The following is a 23857-nucleotide window of genomic DNA, read 5'->3' as shown; positions in this document are numbered from 1 at the left end:
AAACTGAACACACGACTCCGCACAACCCACGCTTCCTCTCAGGAAACCACCATGTCCAGCACGAACACGACCGACACCCAGGGCCTCGGCGCCCAGGCACAGATTCCGGCCGAACGCGCTTTCCAGATCGACCCGGGCGGCCTTGGCGGCCTCGCCCAGAGCGTGAACCTGTTCCGCGGCGATGTGAACGTACCCATCACCGTGGTTTCGCTCACGACCCGCGGCGGTATCGATGCCGGGCTCGCGCTTGTCTACAACAGCAACGTCGGCGAGCAGGTGGATACGTGGAACCTGGCCGCGCCCACCGGCCCCGTGGGGCTTGGCTGGTCGCTCGGCTACGAGTTCATCGCCCGCGACCCCGCGCTCGCGGCCAAGCCCATCGACGGCGTCTCCTATCTCGTGGCCGAGGGCAGTGCAAACCGGCTGTTTCGTACCGCGATCACGGCGGATTATTGGGAGTACGAAGCAGAGAATTACCTGTTCTGGCGCATCCGCTACTACCCGCGCGAAGAGCAGTGGGAAATCGTGCAGGAAGACGGCACCCGGCGCCTGTACGGCGGCCGCGCCGCCAACGGAAACGACAGCGCAATCCAGTACGGCATCAAATGGGTGGGCGCCGACGGCAACTGGAACGACGCGACCGTCGTCACCTCGGGACAGAGCCGCTATGCGGTGGGCTGGAACCTGCGCGAAATCGCCCCGCCGTCGGGCGACGGCGTCACGATGGAATACGAAAACATCAGCGCGACGATCGGAGACAACGCGGGCCTGAGCTATACGGTCACCTCGCGCCTGAAGCGCGTGGTCGCGCCGGCGGTGCGCACGCTCGCCTTCAACTACCTCCCGAAGCAACACGACGAGGCGGTGCGCGAATACCAGGTGCCGCATTACGACGCCAACACGCCCAGCCTGCATGCCTATCAGGACCGCTACGAGACGCACTACCTCGCGAGCGTGGAGGTGCTCAATGCCGACGACGCACCGAGCGCGCCCGGTGCGCTGATCCAGCACATCGAATTCGAGTACGCACTCGCGAACCTGTCGCTCGACCATCAGGGCGACCCCGACTTCTTCAAGCGCTACCTGACGGCCGTCACCTATACCACGCCCGAAGGACTGCCGCTGCCCGACATGCGCTTCGACTACTACAACGATCCGGCGCACGACCTCGATGCGGGCATCCACCGCGGCGCCCTCAAGAGCATCCTGTATCCGCAGGGCGGCCGCGTGGACTATCGCTACCGCCAAACCGTACTGGACGGAACAGACCGGGCAACGACGATCGCCACGCGGGGCATCCCGCGCGTCTGGTTCGGCCCCGACTACACTGTCCTTGTCAGCAGCGACGCCGCGCGACGCGGCCTGACGGTGCGCGTGTTCTCGTGGAACGGTCTCTGGGTCGAAGCGCCCAGCAGCTACACCCTGCCCCACGACATCGATCTGGCGACGCTCGAAGTCTCGACGCAGCCGGAGTTCTTCGCGCTGGGCTGCCGCACGGCGGGCAACGCACCCGACTATGTCGTCCTGCTGTTCCACAAGGAAAAAGGACGCTACGGCCAGTGGATCGCGGAAAAGACCTTCACCACGCTGCCGCTGCAGGGCGACGCGCAAGCGCTGCTCGCCACCGGCACCGACTTCGCCGTGGCGCTGACGTCGGGCCCGAACTTCGTCGCGAAGGTCTGGAGCGAGCGCACCGGCAGTTGGGCCGACGAAAGCAGCCGCTTCGCCATTCCGCCTCACGCCTCGTACGCGCTGGGCGCCAGCGCCGACTACGTGTGCCTCGCCTCGGCAGACGCGTCGTCCGGGCGCACGCAACTGCAGATCTGGTATCGCACCCGCAACACCACCGGTTTCGGCGCCGGGAAGATCGACCACGACTCGCTCACCGGCGTCGACTGGCAACCCGACAGCACGCCGCGCACGTTCTGGAGTCCCGGCAACTGCTTTGCTTCGATGACCTATGTCAATGGCGGCGACGATCACTCGATCCGTTACACCGTCAAGGTGCTGCAATGGGACGACACTTTTTTTGCGCGCACCGTGCTCGACGAGGCCTACACGATCGATGCAAAAACGAAGCTGCCCTATGCGCAGGCGGTGGTGAGCGGCAGCGTGCTTGGCAACGTGGACCACCTGTTCCGCTACGACGGGCAGGCGTGGCAGCCGGGCGCGCTGCCGGTACTCGAGAATGGCGACGCCGCGCCGCGTTTCATCTACGGCAACGACGTGGCGGTGATCTCGGGCAAGGCCAATGCGGCGATCGCCCTCTTCGACCCCTACCGGCCGAAATGGAACGCCGCCGTCGAGGTGCCGGTCTCGCAGCTCGGCATCACGCCCACGGTGAACGGCGATTTTCTTTCGGTCGACCGCGATGTCTACTACCGCGACCCGGCCAATCGCCTGCAGCTCGTCCACGTGATCGACTCCAATGCCGTGCCGCAGAGTCTCGTCAACCGCGCGCCGTACTTCATCGCATACGAAGACCAGAGCGGCAACACGCACGTATTGCCGCTTGCCAACGGCCGCGTGGATGCCGGCGCCGCGATCGTGCTGAAAAACGAGCGCATCTATGTGCCCGACGGCGGCGACGGCACCCTGCTGGCCGGCCCGAGCGCGCTGATGACGTACCAGGGCAGCTTCGACAGTCCGGCCGCACTCAGGCTCTACCAGTTCGCAAAACACGGTATCGAGGGACCGCTCGCGTGCTATCCGGTGCAGTCGCTCGCCATCGACGACGGCTATGCCGACAATTGGGGCGGTGTCTGGTCGGCGGCAAGCAAGTCGTCGAGCTTCTACTACGACTGCGGGCACGTGACGATGACGCCGGACGGCCTGATTGCCGAGTTCGCCACGGCCACCACCGTCTATGGCATGCGCAACACCGGGAGCGGCGTGGCCTACCCGCCGCCTGCCGACACACCGTTCGGCCGATCCGAATATCGCTACCACAATAACCGCACACCGCAATCGGCGGGCCTCGTTCCGCACGACGGCATGCTCGAGGAATCGGCCGTCTACTACTATAGCTACCTCAGCGGCATGCTGTTCGATCAGACCGACTACGACGCCGAAGGCCTGCCGGTCGAGCGAACCTACAACCGCTACGAAGTGCGCACCGAGGTCGCGTCGATCGACGACGAGAACCTGCGCACACCGCTCATCGGCGGCTACGTGAAGCGGCCCGCCACCGAGATCAGCCAGTACGAGCAGGTCATCGACGTCGCGGTGCAAGCCGGAACAGCCGCGTCGCGCACGGCCGTCGCGATACCGGCCGGCCTGCAGCAGGCGCTTGCGGCACGCGGCGTCGACCTGGCCGCCGGTGCGATCCTCGTGCCGGACCACGGCGGCGCACACTGGGCGCTCTATCCCGATGCCGCGTCGCCGCGCTACCTGCCGGTGTCGATCCGGGGCACGTCGCTCAAGGCATCCGTCGCCGTCACCCGGCGGGTCGGCTCCGGATTCTCGTGGCAGACCGGCCTGCTCACCAGCGACTTCACGGAGAACTACAACAGCAGCGGCAAGCACGAAGTCGTCTCGCGCGAGGTCTATCGCGCGTGGCAGGTAAGCGCCTACGCGCAACTCAAGGCCGATCACGTCTGGGCACCGGTCGCGGTGTCGATCAAGTTCTGGCGCGAAGACGGCATGGCGGGCCGAGGCGTGCCGCAGGCAATCTCGGTGAACACGTGGTCCACGTGGGGTAGCCGCGGACTCTGGGCGCCACGGCGCAACTTCACCGCGGCTAGCGCAGACGCGTACGACCCGTTGTCGCCCGTCGGGGTGCATTTCGATGCGTGGGACAACGCCAGCCTGCCGCCGCTCGACCTGTGGCGCCCGAGCGGCGAAATCACGCAGCGCGACAGCCGTGGCAGCACGCTCGAAGCGCGCGACGCGTTCAACCGTCCGACGGCCACGCTGCTCAACCGGCGCGGCACTGCGCGCATCGCCGAATTCACCAACGCCACGAACGCGGAAACGCTTTATACGGGCTTCGAAACCTATGAAGACCTCGACCGCTGGCAATTGAACGGCCAGCCCGTGCCCGACGCCGCGCTTTCGAGTGGCGACGCCCACACCGGCCGGCGTTCGCTGCGCATGGCGGGCGATCCTTCGCAGACCCTGGCAACCCGCCTCACGATCAGCGGCGGCAAGACCTACATTCTGAGCTGCTGGGTGAAGACGCCGGCGGACTTCGAGAGCGCCCCGGGACGGGCGCAATGGTCGGTCTCGGGCGACGGCGCACCCACGCTCACGTTCGACATTGCCGGCACCGGGGGCACATGGTCTTACCAGCACTGGGCATTCGCATTGCCCGAGGCCGAGTCCTCCCGCGCCGTGACATTGCAGCTGCGCAACGACAAAACGGCCCCGCAGGGCACACTGCTCCTCGACGACGTCATGCTGGCGCCGCTCGTCGGAACCGCCGTCGCCAGTGTCTACGACGAGCGCTATGGAGCGCAGATCGCCACCATCGCGCTCAACGGCAATACGTCGCGCACATTCTTCGACAGCCGCCAGCGGACGGCCGCCCAGGTGAGTGCTGCCGGCAACGTCGTGGCGGGCACCATCACGGAGCTCGTGCGCGAAAACAATCAGCATGCCGCATTCCGCTTCGACCCGGCCCAGCCGAACAGCGTCGTTTCAATCGGCGCGCCGGAAGGCGGCGCCTATGCCGACCTCGTTCAGGGCGACGCGTGGATCACCCAATGGGTCGCCGCCAACCCGGCGGCCTGGCGCCCTGAAGACGGCGTGCTCATGCACACCGAAAGCAGTGCCGACTCCATCGGATTCCGCCCGACGGACGGACTCGACGACTACGGCGCCCGCTTGACCGTGCGCCTGCCGGTCGATTCCGCCGGCACGCCCAGGCTGCCGCAGCAGCCCATCGGCCTCGATATCGGCACCGATCTGAGCCTGCGCTGGACGCCTGCCGCAGGGTGGCGCCTCACGCTCGGGGGCACGACGCACGAACTCGGCGCCGGGCCGTTCGCAAACGACTGGGCCGTGCTCGCGCCCGTCGATCCGGTCAGCGGCAAAACCTCGGTGCATGTCTATGCCGACGGTCGCCTGCTGTTTGGACAGGCCGACAGCAGCCGTGTGAGCGGCACCTTGAGCCTGCACGTCGCCGAGCGCGGCATCGGCTTTGCGTCGATCGCGACCTTCCGCGCCCCGTCGCTCTCGGCCGTGTTCCTCGACGGCTCGGGCAAGGAGCGGCAGCGGCAGTCGTTCGCGGGCGACGGCACCCTCGTCTCCGGCTCGCTGTACGACCCCATCGGCCGGCCGGCGATCGGCGTAAAACCCGCCGCGGCTCCCGGCCGGACGCTCGCCTACGACACCGATTACGTGCAGAGCTTCGACCCGACCAGCGGCGTGATGACCGGGCGCGCGGCATCGGCCAACCCGGACGATGACGGGTATCCATATGTGCGCACCGAGTTCTTCCGTACCGCGCAATCGCTGGCCTCGAAGCAGGGGGCGCCGGGCCGGCGGCTCGCGCTCGCCTATGGCGGCGGCGCGGACGGTTTTGCCGACCTCAACCCGCACGTCCTGCAGTTCCAGTACGGCACCAACGTGCAGGGCCAGTTCGGTGGCGACGCCTGGCCGTCGAACCAGTACTTCGTCAAGTGCATCACGGACCCCAACGGCGTCGCCAGCTACACGCTCACGTGCCAGACGGGCGAAACGCTGGCGTCGCTGAGCGGACCCGGCGACGGCACGCTCGCGATCACGCAGTACTTCTACGACGGCAGCGGCCGCCTCGTGAAAATGCTGCCGCCCAACGGCGTGCAGGCCGCGCGCGCGGGCCATCCGGACGCCGACCGCTGGGCCAGCACCACCACGTACAATTTTCTCGGCGAAGGGATCGAGTCGAACGAACCCGACGCAGGGCTCACGCGCACCGTGTTCGGACCCGGCAGCGTCGCCCGGTTCGTTGCCGGCGCCGACGACCCCGATGGGCTCGCCACCCTCCGCTACGTGAAGTACGACGCAATCGGCCGCGAAATCGAAACCGGCAGCGTGCGCACCGCGTGGAATCGCGCCGAACTCGAACGCATCGCGCTGCTCGATCCACAATGGCCCGGCACGGCCCAGCAACCCGTCATATCGGGCGTGAACGTGTACGACGGCGACGGCAGCAACGCCACGCAATTCGGTCAATTGACAAGCAGTACGACCTATTCCGGAAACGGGCGTGACCAGGTCGAGCAGCGCTACGAATACAGTGCAGCGGGCCAGCTCGTAGCGCAGACACAGACGGCCGATGCCTACGACGCGCAGGCCCGCACGATACGTTACGCGTACAACGCAGGCGGCCAGCTCGTCGGCGTCGGCTATCCCGACGGTAGTCCCATCGCGCACGTCACCTACCGCTACACGCGGCTCGGCCAGATCTACCAGGTCGGCACGCCCGAAGACGCAGCGTCCATCGCCCGCTACCGCTACACGGCAGCCGGGCAGGTCGAGCACGCAGAGGTGCGCCTGTCCGACGCCGCGCAACTCACGAGCCTCGCGCACTACGGGCCGCCGGGCTGGCTCAGCCAAATCACGACCGGCAGCAGCGCCCAGCCGACGGTGCTCCAGGAAACGCTGACCTATACCGAAGGCGGCTACCAAGGCGCAGGCTTCTACGACGGGAAGATCGCGTCCGCGCAGTTCAGCGACGCCGGCGGCACACACCGCTACGAATACGCATACGACGACCTCTCGCGCCTGCGCGTCGCACAGCGCGAGGAAGGCGCCGATACCCGCACCGATGTTGCCCTCACCTACGACCTCAACGGCAACATCGCCACGCTCGACACGGGCGGCACGCCCGCGACCTATCACTACGCGCCGGGCAGCGACCAGGTCGATAGCGTGACTTCCGGAGGCACCTCGCTCGACGCCTTCCGCTACAACGCGATGGGCGCCGCCATTGCATCCCTGCGCCGCAATCTTGCCGATGTGAGCTACGACCCGGCCACGGGTCTGACCGACGCGATGACGCTCGGCAACGGGCATCAATTGATCTTCGGCTACGACGCCCGGCAGAGCCGCACGGTCAAGCGCGTCACCGACGCGGCAGGCAGCGAGCTGAGCGCCCGCCTGTACGTGCGCAACAACTCGGGCAGCCCGCTGCTGGAACTGAGCCGCACCGCGGGGCTCGCCGACAGCGCAGTGCAATATCTGCACGGCCCCGCAGGCCTGATCGGCATGCAGGCTCATGGCAAGCGCTATGCGGTCGTGCGCGACCATCTGGGCTCCGTGCGCAGCGTGGTCGACGAGACCGGCGCCGTGGTCGCTCAGTACGACTACACATCCTTCGGCGTGACGGTCACGCGAGCGGGATCGTCCCAGCCGGACATCGTCTACTACCGCTACACCGGCCAGGAGCTCGATCCCGAAACCGGGCTCTACAACTATCAGGCGCGGTTCTACGACCCCGAGCTGGGCCGCTTCATCGCCGTCGACCCGAAACGCCAGGGCGCGTCGCCGTATGTCTACGTGCTGAACAACCCCATCGGCCTCATCGACCCCGACGGCGAGGAGGCCCTCACCGCCTTCCTCATCGCCGTGATCGTGGGCGCGATCATCGGCGCCGTGGTCGGCGGCGTGACCTATATCGTCACGCACAAGGGCAACTTCGACGTCGGCAAGTTCTTCGCGTACGCCGCCGTCGGCCTCGTGGCCGGTGCGGCCGGCGGAGCCGCCGCCTTCACGGGAGGATTGATGGCCACCGCCGCCGCCGGCGCGGTCGGCGTTTCCACCTCCACCTCGATCGGCAGCGGCATTTTCGTGGGCGCCGTGGCCGGAGCGGCCGACGGCGCGGTCGCCGGCACGCTGAACCAGATGGGCGTGAATCTCATCGAAGGCCGTCCCATCGGCGAAGGCGTCGGGCAGGCCGCGTGGATGGGCGCGGCCATCGGCGGCGCGACCGGCGCGGTGCTGGGCGGCATCACCGGGGCCGTCAACTACCGCACGGCAACCCGGCTCACGAACCCCGACGAGGTGATCAGCGCGAGGCCACTGGGTCAACACTATGCCGCGCTCAAGAATGCCAACCTGTCGGGCTACACCCGGGGCGAAATTCAGGCCGTGGGCAACGGGGCGGGACGCAACGACGTCGTTGGACTGGTGGCCCACGGCAGCCGCACACGCGACACGCTGCGTTTTGTCGACGTCCCCCAGGTGAACGTGGGCGCGGGTCTTCCGAAGCAGCAAGTCGGCGATGTCGTCGCCGATCTGACTCAGGGCGGCGCGTTCGGCGGGCGGGGCATCGACCTTTCGGGCATGTGCCACGCGGGAAACAACGGCGTGGCCCGCACCCTGGCACGGGAACTCAATGTGCCCGTGCGGGCGGCGACGGGGGAGACAAGCTATTTCCTCAACTATGCGACTCAAAGTTACTGGGGGCGCACCATTGCCGGGGGAGACAGCTTCATCACGATCGGCAACTCGCTGCGCGGAGTCGCTTACCGGACCTACTATCCGAGCCAGTTGCGCACCGGCTGGAACTACCTGTTCGGCTATTGATGAACCCGCTCGCCGATCCCTATCCGGCTTACCGGCTGCTGCGCGAGCACGCGCCGGTTCACGCGGCCGCGCCGGGCCGCTGGCTCGTCACCCGCCACGCGGACGTCGAGGCGCTGCTGTTCGACTCGCGTTGCGTGCATTGGGGACAAGATGCGCAAGGGGACCTGCGGCGCAAGCCCGACGAACAGGCGCTGGCCGAAGCCATGCGCCTGTTCGCGCCCTCGGCGCCTGCAAGCCCGCTGCGTCACGACCTCAGCGCCGCGATCAGCCAGGTCGCCGTGGAGCGCATGCACGCCGAGCTAGGGCCGCTGTGCGACCGGCTACTCGACAGCTTCGTCGCCGGGCAAGCTCGCGACGCCGTCGCCGGCTACGCGCACCCCGTCACGCTGTTCGCGCTCGGTTGCCTGCTCGGCCTGTCGCGCCCGCAAACCGTGCAGCTCGCCGAAGCCGTCGGCGAGCTGCAGGTGCCGTTCTTTTCGTGCGTCAGCACCACCGGCACGGCGCCGCCACGGGACGCGTCCGTCGCCCGCCTCCAGCGCTGCCTCGACGAATTGATCGCCTGCGGCGAGCAATACCCCGGCACCACGCTCCTCGGCCGGCTATGCGCCGGCGCGGGTGCGGGCGCGTACACCGATCGCGCCGCCCCCTCTCACCGCCTGCGCAATATGCTGCTCGTGCTGATCTATGCCGCTCACCACAATCTCGCGAATTTCATCGGCAACGGCCTGTTCGCGCTCGCCAGTCAACCGGACGCCCTCCGGCAACTTGAACGCGAACCCGGCCTGATCGATCGTGCCGTGCTGGAGCTGCTGCGCTACGACAGCCCGCTGCAGCACATCGTGCTCACGGCACGCGAATCGTTCGAGCTGCACGGCTGCACGATCGGATGCGGCGACGAGATCCTGGCCTGTGTGGGTTCCGCGAACCGCGACGACGCGGTCTTCACCGTCCCGGACCGGCTCGATTTTTCGCGTGCGAACCCGCAGAAACTGCTCTCGTTCGGGGCGGGCCCGTGGCGCTGCGTCGGCGCGAAGCTGGCGCTGCGCATCGGCTCCGTCGTCTTCGCGAAAATCGTCGCGCGCGGGTTCGCACTCGCCGCCGGCACCGGCGCCCTGCGCTGGCATCACACGCCCATCGTCCAGCGTGGCCTGGTGGCGCTGCCTCTCCTCGTTCACTTCAATGTCTGACATGGATACGATCGACTTCGTCACACGCTACGATCGCATGATCCTCGACGCGAACACGCGCCAGCTCTATGGCGGGGGCGACTTCTACAACGTCGGGGAGTGGCCGGCCGAAACCGGAACGCTCGATGCAACCGGACAAGCCGCGCCGGACAGACTGCCGCGCGCCTGCGCGGCGCTCGTACAGCGGGTGATCGCTCCGGCGCTCGCCCAGCGCGTGTGCCAGGCCGGCGACCGGTTGCTCGATGTGGGCTGCGGCCTTGGCGCCAGTTCCGCGGAGCTGGCGCGGCAACTGCCGGGGACCGAGGTGATCGGCGTCAATCTCTCGCAAGCGCAGCTCACCCACGCGCGAACGCGCTACCCGGCACTCGCATTTTGCGCGATGGACGCCACTCACCTCGGCTTCGCCGACGAAAGCGTGCGCTGCATCGTGTCGATCGAAGCGGCGTTCCACTTCCAGCCGCGCACGGCATTCCTGCGCGAAGCGTGGCGCGTATTGCAGCCCGGCGGCATGCTGCTCATGAGCGACATGCTGTTCGCGCCCAGCGGCGCCACACCGTGGTGGGTGCCCGATGCCAATCGGACACACCGGGAAGCGCACTATCTTCAGGATTGCCTCGCCGCCGGCTTCGCCGTCGAACAGTGCGACGACACAACCGCCACCACGCTGCACCCGTTTTGCCATCATCTCGAACAGGCCTACCCCGGCAGCGGGCTCGCCGATTCTCTGAGGGAAGCCGTAGCGGCCTACCTTGTGGTCGCGTTGAGGAAGACGGCGGGTTGCATCCGGGGCGGCCTGCCTGGCTGAGGGGCGAACGCAGACCCGGCGATGGGCGCCGACGTCATGCGTCGCAGTGGCTCGCCGCTCGCTATAGAATGGAAATTCCGCCACGCCAGCGAACCCCAGCACCATGCCCGTCACCGGCTTCAGCCACTACAACCTCCGCGCGGACCGCGCCACCCTCGACACGCTACGCGACTTTTACGTGAACGTCGTGGGGCTGCAGGTCGGCGTCCGGCCGCCGTTCAGAAGTTTCGGTTACTGGCTCTATGCCGGCGCAAAGGACATTCTGCATCTCTCGGAAGCCGCCCCCGAAGAAAGACGCAACGCGGCCGCGCGGAACACGTTCGACCACGTTGCTTTCTCGTGCACGGACTGGCAGGCGACGATCGAACGCCTGCAACACTTCAACATCCGGTTTGCCTGCGACGACGTGCCGATGACCGGCCAACGCCAGATATTCTTCGCCGATCCGGCCGGCAACGGCGTGGAGCTCAACTTCGCGCGTGAACAAGGAAGCGCAGGACTATAGGGTCTTGCTTAGGAAGATCCGCGATGTGCCTGGCGGATCGCAGGGCACCTCTCCGAATCGCATCCAGCCATGGCGCATATAGAAGTCGGGCGCCTGAAAACTGATCGTGTAAACAACCGCCGATCGACACCCGCGGCGGCGCCCTTCCGCCTCGAACAGTTGCAGGATCCGCGTGCCCGTACCTTGACCACGCAGGCTCTCGGGCACAAAGAACAGATCGAGAAAGAGCAGGCCCAGCGACGTTCTGCCCATCGCGCCCCCCACCACTTTTCCGCTCTCCGGATCGCGAACCAGCACCGCCAGCGGTTGACGATCCCCATACCCCACATGGTCGTCGTTGAACTGGTTCAAGCCATCTTCGATGACCGCCATTTCGGCTTCGGAAACGGTATCGGTAACAAAAACTTCGGGTTCAGGCACGGACTTTCCTCTTACAAAGGCAACGTCTGCGCACCCACTGCAGGGTGCACGGACCACGATCCGCCCGCCGGGCTACGTCAGCGTCGTAGCCGGGTTAGGCGCGCACTTTCAGCAGATGATCGCATCTGCGCACGAAGTGCGCCGGAATCGTGACGCCCGCTCGAAGTCGGGAATCACGGCTCGGGTCGCGCCTCACACCCCCATGCCGAATACGTTGACTCAATGAATCTCGGGCTCGCCGCCAGCACTCGCACAGGCACCACCGGCACCATCGCGCTGGAGGAAATCGAAATCGCAGCCCTTGTCGGCCTGCATCACGTGCATCTGGTGCATCGCCCCGTAGCCGCGCGTAAAGCGCGGCTCGGGCGCGACCCACGCGGCCTTGCGGCGCGCGAGCGCCTCATCGGAGATCAGCACGTTCAGGCGGCGCTCCGGCACGTTCAGCTCGATCATGTCGCCGTCCTGCACGAGCGCGAGCGGCCCGCCGATGAACGACTCCGGCGCGACGTGCAGCACGCATGCGCCATAGCTCGTGCCGCTCATGCGCGCATCCGAAATGCGGAGCATGTCGCGCACCCCCTTCTTGAGGATCTTCTGCGGAATCGGCAGTTGCCCCCACTCGGGCATGCCGGGCGCGCCGATGGGGCCCGCATGCTGCAGCACGATCACGCAGTTTTCATCGACGTCCAGCTCTTCGCTGTCGATGCGCGCGGCCATGTCGTTGTAGTCCCTGAACACCACGGCCCGGCCCGTGTGCACATGCAGATGCGGTTCGGCGGCACCGGGTTTGATGACCGCGCCGTCCGGCGCGAGGTTGCCGCGCAGCACGGCGAGCCCCGTGTCCGGCATCACCGGGTGGCTGCGGCGGCGGATCACTTCGTCGTTGAAGATTTGCGCTTCGGCAATGTTCTCGCCCAGCGTCTTGCCGTTCACGGTGCGCTGCGTGCCGTCGATCAGTTCGCCCAGTTCCTTGAGCATCGCCATCAAGCCGCCGGCGTAGTAGAAGTCCTCCATGAGGTACTTGCCGGTCGGGCGCACATTCGCGAGCACCGGTGTGTGGCGTGCGATCTCGTCGTACTGCGCGAGCGTGAGATCGACGCCGGCGCGGCGCGCGAGCGCGATCATGTGGACGATCGCGTTGGTCGAGCCCGAGAGCGCGAGGCAGGTCGTCACGGCGTTGTCGACCGACTTGCGCGTGAGGATGTCCGAGGGCTTGAGGTCTTCCCACACCATCTCGACGATGCGCATGCCCGTCTTCGCCGCATATTGCGCGTGGCGCGAATCCGGCGCCGGAATCGACGCGAAGCCGGGCAGCGTGAAGCCCAGCGCCTCGGCCGCGCTCGTCATGGTCGAAGCCGTGCCCATGGTCATGCAGTGGCCCGGCGAGCGCGCGATGCCGCCTTCCACGCCCTTCCAGTCCTGCTCCGTGATCTTGCCCGCGCGCAGGTCGGCCCAGTACTTCCAGGTATCGGAACCGGAGCCGAGCGTCACGCCGTTCCAGTTGCCGTTGAGCATCGGGCCGGCAGGCAGGAAGATCGCGGGCAGGTCCATGGAGATCGCGCCCATCAGCAACGCGGGCGTGGTCTTGTCGCAGCCGCCCATCAGGACCACGCCATCCGCGGGGTACGAGCGCAGCGTCTCTTCCACTTCCATCGCGAGAAAGTTGCGGTAGAGCATGGTGGTGGGCTTCTGGAACGGTTCGGAAAGCGTCTGCACCGGCAGTTCGATGGGAAAGCCGCCCGCCTGCCAGATGCCGCGCTTGACCTCTTCCACGCGCTGCTTGAAATGCGTATGGCAGGGATTGATCTCGCTCCACGTATTGAGGATCGCGATCACCGGCTTGCCCGCGTACTCCTCGCGGCTATAACCCATCTGCGACGTGCGCGAACGATGGCCGAACGAACGCAGGTCGTTCACGCCATACCAGCGGTGGCTGCGCAGTTCTTCAGGGGTCTTACGCTTGTTGCTCATGTTGCCTTGCTCCAGGGTCTGCCAGGTATTTCCTGTGGGGTGGCCGCCGTTGCCGGTCAGCGCTGCTCCTTCACGCGCGACACGAGCTGCGTCGGGCTCACGAATTGCAGCGCCACCAGCACCCACGCGAGCGTGATCGCCATATAGATCATCGCCATGGCGTCGATCGACTGCGGCGCGCGAACGCCCGTCGAAAACACCGCGTAATACAGCGCGACGACGAGCGTCTGCGTGTCGGGTCCGGCGGTAAAGAAAGTGAGTTCGAACATGCCGATCGTGCGCACCAGCACGAGCAGCCCCGCCGCCAGCATGCCCGGCACGAGCAGCGGCAGCAGCACGTAGCGGAAATAGCGCGGCGTGTTCGCGCCGAAAATGCGCGCGGCGGATTCGAGGTTGGGATCGATCTGCTCGATGAACGGCGTCATCACGAGGATCACGAACGGCAGCGCGGGCACGAGGTTCGCGAGAATCACGCCGGGCAGCGTGCCCGCGAGGCCGAAGCGGTACATCGCGGTCGCCATCGGGATCCCGTAGGTGACGGGCGGCACCATCAGCGGCAGCAGAAATACGAGCATGACGAGGCGCTTGCCCGGAAACTGCGCGCGGGCGAGCGCATAGGCGGCGGGCACGCCGAGCGCGATGGAGAGCAGCACCACGGCGCCCACCACTTCGAAAGTCACCCACAGCACGCTCGAAAGCTGGAAGTCGCGCCACGCCTGCGCGTACCAGTGCAGCGTGAAGCCTTGCGGCAGCGGCGTGCCGAACCAGCGCGTGGCGATGGAGTTCACGCCCACCGTCGCAATCAACAGCAGCACGTTCACGAGGAAAAACACCACGCCGCCCCAGACGATGCCCTTCCACAGCAAACCGGGCAGTCTCGTGGGCGCTTTCGGCGCGGCAACAGCCGTGGCTGCGTTCAGCTCAGGAGGTTCGTCCGAGGCCGCCGCGTCGGCGTGCAGGCCGGCCGCGTTGCGTTGATGCGCGGTCATCAGCCTTTTCCTCCGCTCACCGGGCCGGCGTAGAAGAAGCGCTTGAGGCCCAGCATGGCCGCCACGACCACGAGTTGCACGAAACCCATGACGATCGCAATGGTCGAGGCGAGCGAGTAGTCGTAGCTTTCGAATGCCGCTTCCGCGGCCGCGATCGAGATCACGCGCGTAGGCCCTGCGGGCGCGCCCAGCAGCACCGCCGACGGAAACACCGAATAGGCCGGCACAAACGACAGGCATGCGGCCATCGTGAGTCCGGGCGCGAGCAGCGGCAGATAGATCTGCCGGAACTGCTGCCACGGTCCCGCGCCGAGCGTGGCAGCAGCACGCGCGAGCGTCGGGTCGATGCCGGTGACGTACGAAAGCGTGAGCAGGAAAGCAAACGGAAAACCGGAAACGATCAGCGAGATCAGCACGCCCCAGTAGTTGTGCGTGAGGCGCACCTCTTCGTTCGTGTAGAGATGCAAGGCGTGGAGCGCCTGCGGGAACCAGCCGTTGGGCCCGAAATAGCTCAGCATGCCGTCGGCGATCAGCACCGTGCCGAGCGTGACGGGAATCACGAGCAGCGTCGTCACGAGCTTCTGGTACGGCGAGTTGCGGCGCAGCGCGAACGCCACCGGCAACGAAAGCCCCACGTTGACGATCGTCGCGGGCACGGCCAGCTTCAGCGTGACGAACACCGTGGGCCACAGCGAAAGGTCCGTGAAGAACTGCACGTAGTTGGCCAGCATGCCGCCGCCGTTCATCGGCTTGAACGAGAGCACGAGGCCGTAGGCGAACGGATACAGGAACAGCGCGACGATGCATCCCAGTGCGGGCGCAACGAGCCAGCCGCGCGCATCGCGCGGCATTTTCTTCGCCAGCGTGGCAGCGCGCGTGCTCATGCCGCGCGCTCCGAGTAGGCCAGCACACGCGACGGCGCGACGCGCAGCGTAGCGCGCTCGCCCGCTTCGAATTCGCCGGCCACGCGCGCCCACAATTTGCCGAACGGCGCGTTGGCGAGCAGCAGCGAATCGCGGCCGCCGTATTCGACCAGCTCCACTTCCACGTCGAAGGCGTTGGCGTCGCCGGGCGTGGCGCGCTCGAAGTCCTCGGGACGCATCGCCACCGACATTCCGTGCGCATCGACGTCGCCCATCGCCACGCCGGTCAGCGTGACGCCCGCCGAGGTCAGCGCGATATGTTCCCCACGCTCGCCCGCAATCGAAAACGGCAGCACGTTGCGGTAGCCCATGAAGCGCGCCACATGCAGATTCGCGGGCCGGCCGTAGATTTCCTTCGGCGTCGCCACCTGCTGCACGACGCCCTCTTTCATCACGACGATGCGGTCGGCCATCGAAAGCGCCTCGTCCTGGTCGTGCGTCACGTAGATCGTCGCGCGTTCGAGCTGGCCATGAATGCGGCGGATTTCGGCGCGCATTTCGATGCGCAGCTTCGTGTCGAGGTTGGAAAGCGGCTCGTCCATCAACACGAGCGGCGGTTCGATCACGATCGCGCGCGCAATCGCCACACGCTGCTGCTGGCCGCCCGACAGCTGGCCCGGCAGCTTGTTCTCGTGACCGACCAACTGCACGAGCTGCAACGCTTCGCGCACGCGGCGCTTCGCCTCGTCGCGCGGCGTGCCGCGCATCTTGAGCCCGAAGCCCACGTTCTCCAGCACGCTCATGTGCGGAAAGAGCGCGTAGTTCTGGAACACCATGCCGAAGCCGCGCTTCTCCGGCGGCAGCACGTCGATGCGCGTTTCGTCGAGCCAGATGCTGCCGCTCGTGAGCGGCTGCAGGCCCGCGATGCAGTTGAGCGCCGTCGATTTGCCGCAGCCGGACGGCCCGAGCAGGGCGATGAATTCGCCGCGGCGTATGTCGAGATCGAGGCCGGAAAGCGCGGCGAGTTGCGCGCCTTCGGCGTTCGTGAAGCTGCGGCACACCGAGTCCAGACGCAGACGATCGAAAGAATGCTTCATGGCAGGTTCCTGATCCGCATGGGCACACGTGGGGGCGCCGGCGCGCAGAGCGCCAGGCTCCACGCCCGCGTGCGCCGTTGCGTTACTGGGACTTGGCCGCGCCCACTTCGCGGTCCCACTTCTGGAAGGCGGCCACCATCGCCTGCGCCGAAAGCGGCACGACGTGCGGATAGGCCGCGAGCCACTTCGCGTACTCGGGGCGGCCGTACTTCGCGATCACGTCCTGGCTCTCCTTCGGCGCCATGTTCAGCGTGACGCCCGCCACGGCCGGACCCGGATAGAAGTAGCCGTCGTCATAGGTCATGGCCTGCTGCTGCGGCTCGAGCATGAAGTTCATGAGCTTGAGCAGCACCGCGAGTTTCTCTTTGGAAACTCCCTTCGGAATGACCATGTACTGGGCGTCGTTCACCCACGTCATGTTGTCGAAGGCCTGCACCTTGAAGTCGGCCGGCACGATACCGAGCGCACGCGGATTGATGTCCCAGCCCGTCACGGTCACGGTCATGTCGCGCGAGCCTTCGCCCAGCTCCTTCATCACCGCCGAGGTGCCGCCCGGGTAGTACGGCACGCAGGCATTGAGTTCCTTGAGGAACGCCCAGGTCTTGTCCCAGCCGTTGACCGGATCCTGCGGGTTCTTGTCGCCCAGCAGATACGGCAGCCCCATCAGGAAGGTGCGGCCCGGGCCCGAATTGGCCGGCCGCGCGTAGATCAGCTTGCCCGGATTGGCCTTGCACCACGCAAGCAGTTGCTCGGGCGTGTGCGGCGGGTTCGGCACCTTGGCCGGGTTGTATTCGATGAGCGGGCCGGCCGGCATATAGGCCACTTCGAGGCCATAACCCTGCGCGAGCTCCTGCATCTTGCGCGGGCCCGGCGCGTAGTGATCGAGCACGCCCGGCAGCGCCGCCGAGTCGTCGGGCAGCAGCTTGACCCACAGGTTCTGTTCGATGCCGGCTGCGAGCGCGTCGGTGCCGGTCAGCACGAGGTCGATGTCGGCGCGGCCTGCGGCCTGCATCGCCTTGATCTTGCCCGGCAGTTGCGGCGCGGGCGCATTGGTGTAGGTGATGTTGGAGACGAGGTTCGGATATCTGGCCTTGAACGCTTCGAAGGCCTTCTGCGTGAGCTGCAGATTGCCGGCCACGTCCACTATGTTCAGGGATACCGGATCGGCGTGCGCCGCGCTCATGCCGAGCGTCGACGCGGCCGCCACACACAGGGCCAGGAGCCTGGCCGACAAGCGTCCTTCGAACATCGCATCTCCTCACGTCTTTGTTTATGGAATGTGCTCTTGGCGGCCCGTCCGTTTTGGCTCTCTCAGGCCCGCGGCACAGGATGCCGAACCACACAGCAAGTTGTCAAGCAACGTAAAGCCTGATGTCGGATTCAGGCCGGCGCTTCGCAGACACCCATCCACCAGCCCGTCGCGATGCCTAACCGCGCACCAGTTCGCCGTCGCGCAACCGCCACAGCCCGAGCGGATTGCCGTCCTGCAAGACGGGCGGCAGCAGCTCCGCGGGCAGGTCCTGATAGCAGACCGGACGCAGGAAACGCTCGATCGCCATCGCACCGACCGAAGTCGTGCGCGCATCCGATGTCGCCGGAAACGGGCCGCCGTGCACCATCGCGTACGACACCTCGACGCCCGTCGGAAAGCCGTTGGCGAGAATGCGGCCCGCCTTGCGCTCCAGCACCGGTAAAAGGCGCTGGGCCAGCGCGTAGTCGCCGATGTCGATCTGCAGCGTCGCCGTCAACTGCCCTTCCAGATGCCCGGCCACGCGCAGCAGCTCCGCCTCGTCGCGACACGCCACCACGAGCGACGCCGGCCCGAAAATCTCGTCGGCCAGTGCGTGCTGTGCGAGAAACTGCCCGGCCGTGGTCTTGAACAGCATCGGCCGGGCGGCGCATTGCGCATCCGACTGCGTGCCCTCTGCCACGCGCTCCACACCCGGCTGCTGCGCACGCGCGTCCACCGCCTTGCGGTAGCTCGCTGCGATGCCGGCCGTCAACATGGTTTGCGCGCTCTTCTGCTCGAGCGCCGCGGCAGCGTCGCGCACGAAGCGGTCGAGCTCCGGACCGTCGAAGCCGAGCACGAGGCCCGGGTTCGTGCAGAACTGCCCCACGCCCAGCGTGAGCGACTCGACGAAACCCTTCGCCAGCGCCTCGCCGCGCGCGGCCAGCGCTGCCGGAAGCACGAACATCGGATTAATACTGCTCATCTCAGCATAGACGGGAATCGGCTCGGGACGCTGCGAAGCGACCCGCACGAGCGCGAGGCCGCCGCCGCGCGAACCGGTGAAGCCCACCGCCTTGATCGCCGGATGCGCCACGAGCGCCTCGCCGATCGCATTGCCGCCGCCGAAGACGAGCGAGAACACGCCGGCGGGCAGGCCCACGTCCGCCACCGCCTGCTGGATTGCGCGGCCCACCAGTTCGGAAGTGCCGAGGTGCGCCGGGTGCGCCTTCACGACCACCGGGCAGCCGGCGGCAAGTGCCGAGGCGGTGTCGCCGCCCGCCACCGAAAACGCCAGCGGGAAATTACTCGCGCCGAACACGGCCACGGGGCCGAGGCCGATGCGCTGCGCACGCAGATCGGAGCGCGGCAGCGGCTTGCGCTCGGGCAATGCCGAATCGAGCACGGCGCCGCACCAGCGACCGTCGCGCACGAGCGAGGCGAAAAGGCGCAACTGGCCGACCGTGCGGCCACGCTCGCCTTCGAGACGCGCCTTGGGCAGCGCGGATTCGAGATGGGCGCGCTCGATCAGCGCGTCGCCGATGGCGAGAATGCGCTCGGCGATCGCTTCGAGCAGGCACGCGCGCGTTTCCAGCGGCGCGGCGCGGAAGGGATCGAAGGCCTGCGCGGCCAGCGTGCAGGCGCGCTCAACGTCGGCGGGACCGCCGAGACCAAAGGCCGGCTCGATCTCTTCGCCCAGCGCGGGCGCGAAGGCCCGCATCTCGCCCTCGGTGCCGCGCACGGCGTCGGCGCCCAGCAGCATGGTTCCGGATATCTGCATGTTCGCTCCGTGTAGTCCTTTACAGAGACAGAGGGCAGGCGCTCACGCGCGTGCCGCCTGCGCGAGCGAGTTCTCGAACGCGAGCAGCGCCTTCGCGGCCTGCTCGATGGCCGGTAGTTCCGCTTCGGGCGAACCGCTCAGGAGCGGCAGGATCGGCCCCATGTCGCCGATGCCCGCGAGCGTCACAGCGTCGTGCAGCACGCGGATCAGCGAAATGTCGTCGCGCAGCGTTTCGAGCGGCAGGAAGCGGTCGTAGAGGCGCTGGGCCTCGTCCGCGCGGCCTGCCTTCGCGGCGGCCAGAAGCGCCATCACGGCGCGCGGCGCGATGCAGCCCGAACCCGTGGTCCAGGCGGCGAGGCCGAAGTCGCGCACGTGAACGAGCGCCGGGCGCTCGCCCATGCCCGAGACGACCTTCGAAGCCGGCACGCGCTCCAGCAGGCGGCGCAGGTAGGGATCGCTGGCCGGATCCTCGCGCACGATGGCGTACTTCACCGCAATCAGCGTGCCGCTGTCGATTAGGCGCGCGAGCGTGTCGGCATCCACGTAGTCTTCGCTCTTGACATAAAGCGTGAGCGGAATGCCGGCGGTGTCCGAAATGCGCTTGAGGCCCGCTTCCACGCCGGCCGGCGTGGTGAAGCCCGCGAGCGGCAGGACCATCGCGGTCCGGTACGAGGTCTGCGCGAGAATGCGCGCCTGGTCGAGCATCTTGCCGAAGTCCGGGCCGATGGCCGGGATCACGCGAGTCTGCTCGCCCGTGAGGCCGGCGAGCATGTCAAGCAACTCGCGATATTCGCTGACGGCGACGTGATAAAGATTGGCATTGCCGCCGTAGAGCAGCGTGCGAATGCCGCCTGCCTCCATGTGACGGATCAGCCGGCGGTTTTCTTCGACGTCGAGCGTCAGGTCGGGGCGGCGTGCCAGCGGGGGTACGGCCATCACCGTCGAGGCAAATTCGCTCTCGACAATCGGGGACACGTTCATGAGGCCTCGTGCGGAATAGAGGGTTGTCAGTAGTCCGCACAGTAGCACCCACCCCTATTGTTGTCAAACAACTTTGATATTTGTTAGGGTTTGCCTGGTGCCGCCCGCGCGGCTTAGCCCACGCGATACACACGCCCCGTCTGCACGCCTTCCACGCTGCGCTGGTAGGCCAGCGCCACGCGCGCCGCCGGCACGCTTTCGAAGCCGGGGAAGTAGCTCGCGAACACGTCCCACGACTCGGTCAGCACGGTTGGACTGACAACATTGATACGGCGACCCGGCAGTTCCGTGGCGGCGGCGCGCACGAAACCTTCGAGCGCGGCATTCACGGTGGCGGCATTGACGCCCTGCGCAATGGGTTCCTCGCCCACGATGCCGCTCGTGAGCGTGATCGAACCGCCTTCGTTCAGATAGTGCTGCCCGATCAGGGCGAGCCGCACCTGCCCCAGCAGCTTGTCCTGCAGGCCAATGTCGAACTGCCCGGTGTTCATCTGTGAAAGCGGCCCGAAGAACACATGGCCGGCGGCGGACACGATCGCATCGACCCGGCCAACCTGCTCGAACAATGCGCGCACGCTGGCGTCGCTCGTGATGTCCACCCGGTACTCGCCCGCGGAGCGGCCCACGCTCAGCACGATATGCCCGGCGGCGGTCAGGTTTTCGACAATGGCGCGGCCAACGGTGCCGGCGCCGCCTACGACGAGAATCTTCATGATCTGCACTCCATTCGAGGGAAATCGAAACCACCACTATCGGCTTAACATCGAAAGGAATAAATAGCCGATAATTTCGCTCACTTCTAACCAGGAGTTAGCAATCGTGGATCGGCTGCGCAGTATCGAGGTCTTCGTGGCGGCGGTGGATAGCGGCAGCTTCAGCGCCGCGGCCCGGCAGCTCGACTTGAGCCCCGTGATGGTCGGCAAATACGTCGGACAACTCGAACGGCATCTGGGCGCCCAGCTGCTTCAGCGCAACACGCGCACGCAGAGCCTGACCGACGCGGGGCGGCGCTTCTACGACGAAAGCCGCAAGGTGCTGGAGCAACTGGCGCAGGCCGAGGCCTCCGTCGAACGGTTGCGCGAGGCGCCGCGCGGGCGCCTGCGCATCACGGCGGCGACCACCCTCGGCGCATGCGTGGTCGCGCCGCTCGCGGCCGAGTTTCAGCTGGCATGGCCGAACGTGCGCATCGAGCTGGACCTCAGCAACAGCGTAGTCGATCTGATCGACGAGGGATTCGACGTGGCCGTGCGTATCGGCGAACTGGCGCCGGATCTCGATCTGGTCGCGCGGCCCGTGGGCCTTTACCGCATGGTGATCTGCGCAGCGCCCGCCTACCTCGCGCAACACGGCACGCCGCGCTCGCTCGACGATCTGGCGGCGCACCGGTGTATCGGGCATATGGTCTGGAACCGGCGCAATGGCTGGCGCCTCGCGGGAGAAAACCCGTGGCCCGACGAAACGAGCTTCGTGTGCAACGACGGGTTGGCGCTCAAGCAGGCCGCGATACGCGGTGCGGGGCTGCTGTTGCAGCCGTACATTCTGGTGGCGGACGCGCTTGCGGCGGGGTCGCTGGTGAGTGTGCTGGACGAACTGGCGCCGGCGGGGCGGCCGGTTCACGTGCTGTACCGGCAGGATAGACAGCCGCTGCCGAAGATCCGGCATTTCGTGGAGTTCCTTGCCGGGCAGGCGCCCGGAATACTGGCGTGAGGGTCCGCCAGCGTCGACGTCCTGGAAGCCGTGATGCCCGCAATCGGACAAGCCGTCGTGCGAGTGTGACGCCGTGTGATGGCCGCCCTGGTGCGACGAATGCGGGCGGCACGTGTCGGATGCGAACATGGCGGGCGGCGCCGAATACAGGGAAGAGTCCCCTGCGGGCAGCCAGTTCGTTTGCGGGTTTTGCGCTTTTTTTCGTTTATCGCCGAACAAGCGCCTGAGAAACTCGACCATCCTTTTCTCCCTGGTCGTATTCGAATGCCGGCACGGGCGATCGATCCGGTTTCGCCCACACACCCTCCACACGAGGATCATGCCACCGCTATTGGCTCAGCCGTTCACCGGATGCGCAGCCAGCAGCAGCCGATGCCGCGCCTCCGTTTCCTCGTCGGCGGGAAACATGCACTCCAGTCGTAACTCCTGGGCCGCCACGTTCTGCGGCGTCCCTACCGTCGTGACCATCGAGAAATAGCGCAGCACGGCGCCGTCGCGCACGAAACCCATCGGGATCATCGGCATACCGGGCGCCGTGCCCGGCCCGTGATGCGTCTTCCAGTCGCGCGGGACGTCGGGATAAGCGAGCAGCTCGTCGAGCAGATGCTGCGTGCCGCCGTCCACCACCTGCCCCACCGATTCGCGATGCACCCGTTGCAGCAGGCTTCGCGCGACGTTCTCCCAATCGTCCACGAAAGGACGCATCCCGTGCGGATCGAACATCAGATGCAGCATGTTGCGCGGCCCCGTGCGCGCCGCCATGTCGATGAAGCAGTTGAAAAAGCGCGGCGCCGAATCGTTGGCCATGAGGACGTTCCAGTGGCGGTCCATCGCAATCGCAGGAAACGGCTCGTGCTGGCGCAGGACCCGCTCCACCGCGCGTACCACGCTGCTCATCTCCTGCGCGCTCCAGCCCGCCTCCGAATACACCGGGGCATAACCCGCCGCGAGCAATAAAGCATTGCGCTCGCGCAGCGGCACGTCGAGCGTTTGGGCCAGGATCAGCAGCGTTTCGCGGCCCGGCACGCTGCGGCCGCTTTCGATAAAACTGATCTGCCGCTGCGAGATGCCGGCCTCCAGCGACAGATCGAGCTGACTCACGCCACGCACGTCCCGCCAATAGCGCAACAGGTTCCCCAGTTCGCCCTGCGGCGCTTTCGGATCGGGACGGGTGGCATCATTCATCGGATGGCCTTCTCAGCAAAGGTTGAACGAAGCGGACTCAGGCTGCCTCCGCGCGCCAGACATGCGCTTCGAAGGGCGCTTCGAGCGGTGGCCGGGTCACGCTGGCCGTGTAGTTCGTGATGGTCGATGCCGCCACGACCCCGATCACCTCGAGGATCTGCTCCGCGGTGAAGCCCGCACTCAGAAAGCGCTGCTGGTCCGACCCGGCAAGACAGCCGCGCTTTTCGATCAGCGTGCGGGCGAGCAACGAAAGCGCGGCCAGTCCGGCGTCGGCGGGCAGCGCACCGTGGCGGATCGCGTCGATATCGGCAGGATCCACGCCCTCCTTCAGAGCGAGCGCGGTGTGAAAGGCAACGGGCCATTCGCTCGCGTTCGTGACGGCATTGGTGAGCAGCAAGGTCTGGATCTGGCGCTCGTTCAGGCTACCCGAATGCACGCGCTGGAACAGGCCGATGAACCCGTTGATCAGCACGGGCGAGCCGGCCATTGCGCCTGCGATATTCGGGATCAGGCCGAACGCCTGGTGCAGTTGCTCGAGCACGGGCTTCGACTGGGCCGGCGCGGATTCGATCGTATGGACGGGAAAGCGGGACATGATAGCTCCTCGGCATTGAGCGCCACCCGGATG

16 protein-coding genes are annotated in these 23857 nt (G+C 66.8%); 5 read left to right on the top strand and 11 right to left on the bottom strand.

Features of this window, described 5'->3' with window-relative positions; translation table 11 throughout:
* Window positions 1–51: 51 nt before the first annotated feature.
* The 4 genes from U5760_RS23540 (at window position 52) to U5760_RS23525 (ending at window position 11008) form a co-directional block, all read left to right on the top strand.
* Entirely contained in the window at window positions 52–8511 is an 8460-nt protein-coding gene (locus U5760_RS23540; protein WP_322014699.1) for an RHS repeat-associated core domain-containing protein, read from the top strand.
* Window positions 8511–9698: a cytochrome P450 gene (locus U5760_RS23535; protein WP_322014698.1), complete on the top strand. Its 1188-nt coding sequence runs from the start codon at window positions 8511–8513 to the stop codon at window positions 9696–9698. Before U5760_RS23540 ends, U5760_RS23535 begins: the two co-directional genes overlap by 1 nt.
* 1 nt (window position 9699) lies before the next feature.
* Window positions 9700–10503, top strand: coding sequence for a class I SAM-dependent methyltransferase (locus U5760_RS23530; protein ID WP_322014697.1), 804 nt, complete (start codon window positions 9700–9702; stop codon window positions 10501–10503).
* 103 nt (window positions 10504–10606) lie between these two features.
* On the top strand, window positions 10607–11008 hold the full coding sequence (locus tag U5760_RS23525; RefSeq protein WP_322014696.1) for a VOC family protein: 402 nt from the start codon (window positions 10607–10609) through the stop codon (window positions 11006–11008).
* Here U5760_RS23525 and U5760_RS23520 read toward each other — a convergent pair.
* From U5760_RS23520 to U5760_RS23480, 9 genes are all read right to left on the bottom strand, one after another.
* Entirely contained in the window at window positions 11003–11428 is a 426-nt protein-coding gene (locus U5760_RS23520) for a GNAT family N-acetyltransferase (RefSeq protein ID WP_322014695.1), read from the bottom strand. The genes U5760_RS23525 and U5760_RS23520 overlap by 6 nt on opposite strands.
* A 219-nt stretch (window positions 11429–11647) precedes the next feature.
* The gene (gene araD / locus U5760_RS23515; RefSeq protein ID WP_322014694.1) at window positions 11648–13399 is read right to left on the bottom strand and encodes an L-arabinonate dehydratase; all 1752 of its coding nucleotides are present in this window, start codon (window positions 13397–13399) and stop codon (window positions 11648–11650) included.
* Window positions 13400–13455: 56 nt separating this feature from the next.
* Window positions 13456–14388, bottom strand: a complete 933-nt coding sequence (locus tag U5760_RS23510) for an ABC transporter permease (protein WP_322014693.1) — start codon at window positions 14386–14388, stop codon at window positions 13456–13458.
* On the bottom strand, window positions 14388–15272 hold the full coding sequence (locus U5760_RS23505) for a sugar ABC transporter permease (RefSeq protein WP_322014692.1): 885 nt from the start codon (window positions 15270–15272) through the stop codon (window positions 14388–14390). The genes U5760_RS23510 and U5760_RS23505 overlap by 1 nt, the downstream gene beginning before the upstream one ends.
* Window positions 15269–16348 (bottom strand): ABC transporter ATP-binding protein, encoded by a 1080-nt coding sequence (locus U5760_RS23500; protein WP_322014691.1) that lies wholly within the window; start codon window positions 16346–16348, stop codon window positions 15269–15271. Before U5760_RS23500 ends, U5760_RS23505 begins: the two co-directional genes overlap by 4 nt.
* Before the next feature lie 82 nt (window positions 16349–16430).
* Complete coding sequence (locus U5760_RS23495; protein WP_322014690.1) at window positions 16431–17597, bottom strand: ABC transporter substrate-binding protein; 1167 nt, start codon at window positions 17595–17597, stop codon at window positions 16431–16433.
* Between the two features lie 178 nt (window positions 17598–17775).
* Window positions 17776–19356 carry an aldehyde dehydrogenase (NADP(+)) gene (locus U5760_RS23490; RefSeq protein WP_322014689.1) on the bottom strand — a complete coding sequence of 527 codons (1581 nt, stop codon included), beginning with the start codon at window positions 19354–19356 and terminating at the stop codon, window positions 17776–17778.
* A gap of 42 nt (window positions 19357–19398) precedes the next feature.
* A complete protein-coding gene (locus tag U5760_RS23485) occupies window positions 19399–20337 on the bottom strand; it encodes a dihydrodipicolinate synthase family protein (protein ID WP_322014688.1) in 939 nt (312 codons plus the stop codon).
* Between the two features lie 113 nt (window positions 20338–20450).
* Window positions 20451–21050: a short chain dehydrogenase gene (locus U5760_RS23480; RefSeq protein ID WP_322014687.1), complete on the bottom strand. Its 600-nt coding sequence runs from the start codon at window positions 21048–21050 to the stop codon at window positions 20451–20453.
* A 106-nt stretch (window positions 21051–21156) separates the two neighbouring features.
* On the opposite strand from U5760_RS23480, the gene U5760_RS23475 reads away from it, so the two are divergent.
* A complete protein-coding gene (locus U5760_RS23475) occupies window positions 21157–22044 on the top strand; it encodes a LysR family transcriptional regulator (protein WP_322014686.1) in 888 nt (295 codons plus the stop codon).
* Window positions 22045–22380: 336 nt separating this feature from the next.
* Here U5760_RS23475 and U5760_RS23470 read toward each other — a convergent pair whose 3' ends face one another.
* Together U5760_RS23470 and U5760_RS23465 are read right to left on the bottom strand one after the other, a co-directional pair.
* Window positions 22381–23229 (bottom strand): helix-turn-helix transcriptional regulator, encoded by an 849-nt coding sequence (locus U5760_RS23470; protein WP_322014685.1) that lies wholly within the window; start codon window positions 23227–23229, stop codon window positions 22381–22383.
* Between the two features lie 37 nt (window positions 23230–23266).
* On the bottom strand, window positions 23267–23824 hold the full coding sequence (locus U5760_RS23465; RefSeq protein ID WP_322014684.1) for a carboxymuconolactone decarboxylase family protein: 558 nt from the start codon (window positions 23822–23824) through the stop codon (window positions 23267–23269).
* Window positions 23825–23857: the final 33 nt, after the last annotated feature.

Origin of the sequence: Paraburkholderia sp. J12 (assembly GCF_905220215.1) — a bacterium.
In the GTDB taxonomy this organism is placed as follows: Bacteria; Pseudomonadota; Gammaproteobacteria; order Burkholderiales; family Burkholderiaceae; genus Paraburkholderia.
Note: the sequence above shows the minus strand (reverse complement) of the source record. Positions and strands in the feature narration are given on the sequence as shown.

Excerpts from the sequence above, each read along its gene's own strand:
- U5760_RS23540 (WP_322014699.1), top strand. The coding sequence starts at position 52 with ATGTCCAGCACGAACACGACCGACACCCAGGGCCTCGGCGCCCAGGCA.
- U5760_RS23535 (WP_322014698.1), top strand. The coding sequence starts at position 8,511 with ATGAACCCGCTCGCCGATCCCTATCCGGCTTACCGGCTGCTGCGCGAG.
- U5760_RS23530 (WP_322014697.1), top strand. The coding sequence starts at position 9,700 with ATGGATACGATCGACTTCGTCACACGCTACGATCGCATGATCCTCGAC.
- U5760_RS23525 (WP_322014696.1), top strand. The coding sequence starts at position 10,607 with ATGCCCGTCACCGGCTTCAGCCACTACAACCTCCGCGCGGACCGCGCC.
- araD (WP_322014694.1), bottom strand. The coding sequence starts at position 13,399 with ATGAGCAACAAGCGTAAGACCCCTGAAGAACTGCGCAGCCACCGCTGG.
- U5760_RS23510 (WP_322014693.1), bottom strand. The coding sequence starts at position 14,388 with ATGACCGCGCATCAACGCAACGCGGCCGGCCTGCACGCCGACGCGGCG.
- U5760_RS23505 (WP_322014692.1), bottom strand. The coding sequence starts at position 15,272 with ATGAGCACGCGCGCTGCCACGCTGGCGAAGAAAATGCCGCGCGATGCG.
- U5760_RS23500 (WP_322014691.1), bottom strand. The coding sequence starts at position 16,348 with ATGAAGCATTCTTTCGATCGTCTGCGTCTGGACTCGGTGTGCCGCAGC.
- U5760_RS23495 (WP_322014690.1), bottom strand. The coding sequence starts at position 17,597 with ATGTTCGAAGGACGCTTGTCGGCCAGGCTCCTGGCCCTGTGTGTGGCG.
- U5760_RS23490 (WP_322014689.1), bottom strand. The coding sequence starts at position 19,356 with ATGCAGATATCCGGAACCATGCTGCTGGGCGCCGACGCCGTGCGCGGC.
- U5760_RS23485 (WP_322014688.1), bottom strand. The coding sequence starts at position 20,337 with ATGAACGTGTCCCCGATTGTCGAGAGCGAATTTGCCTCGACGGTGATG.
- U5760_RS23480 (WP_322014687.1), bottom strand. The coding sequence starts at position 21,050 with ATGAAGATTCTCGTCGTAGGCGGCGCCGGCACCGTTGGCCGCGCCATT.
- U5760_RS23470 (WP_322014685.1), bottom strand. The coding sequence starts at position 23,229 with ATGAATGATGCCACCCGTCCCGATCCGAAAGCGCCGCAGGGCGAACTG.
- U5760_RS23465 (WP_322014684.1), bottom strand. The coding sequence starts at position 23,824 with ATGTCCCGCTTTCCCGTCCATACGATCGAATCCGCGCCGGCCCAGTCG.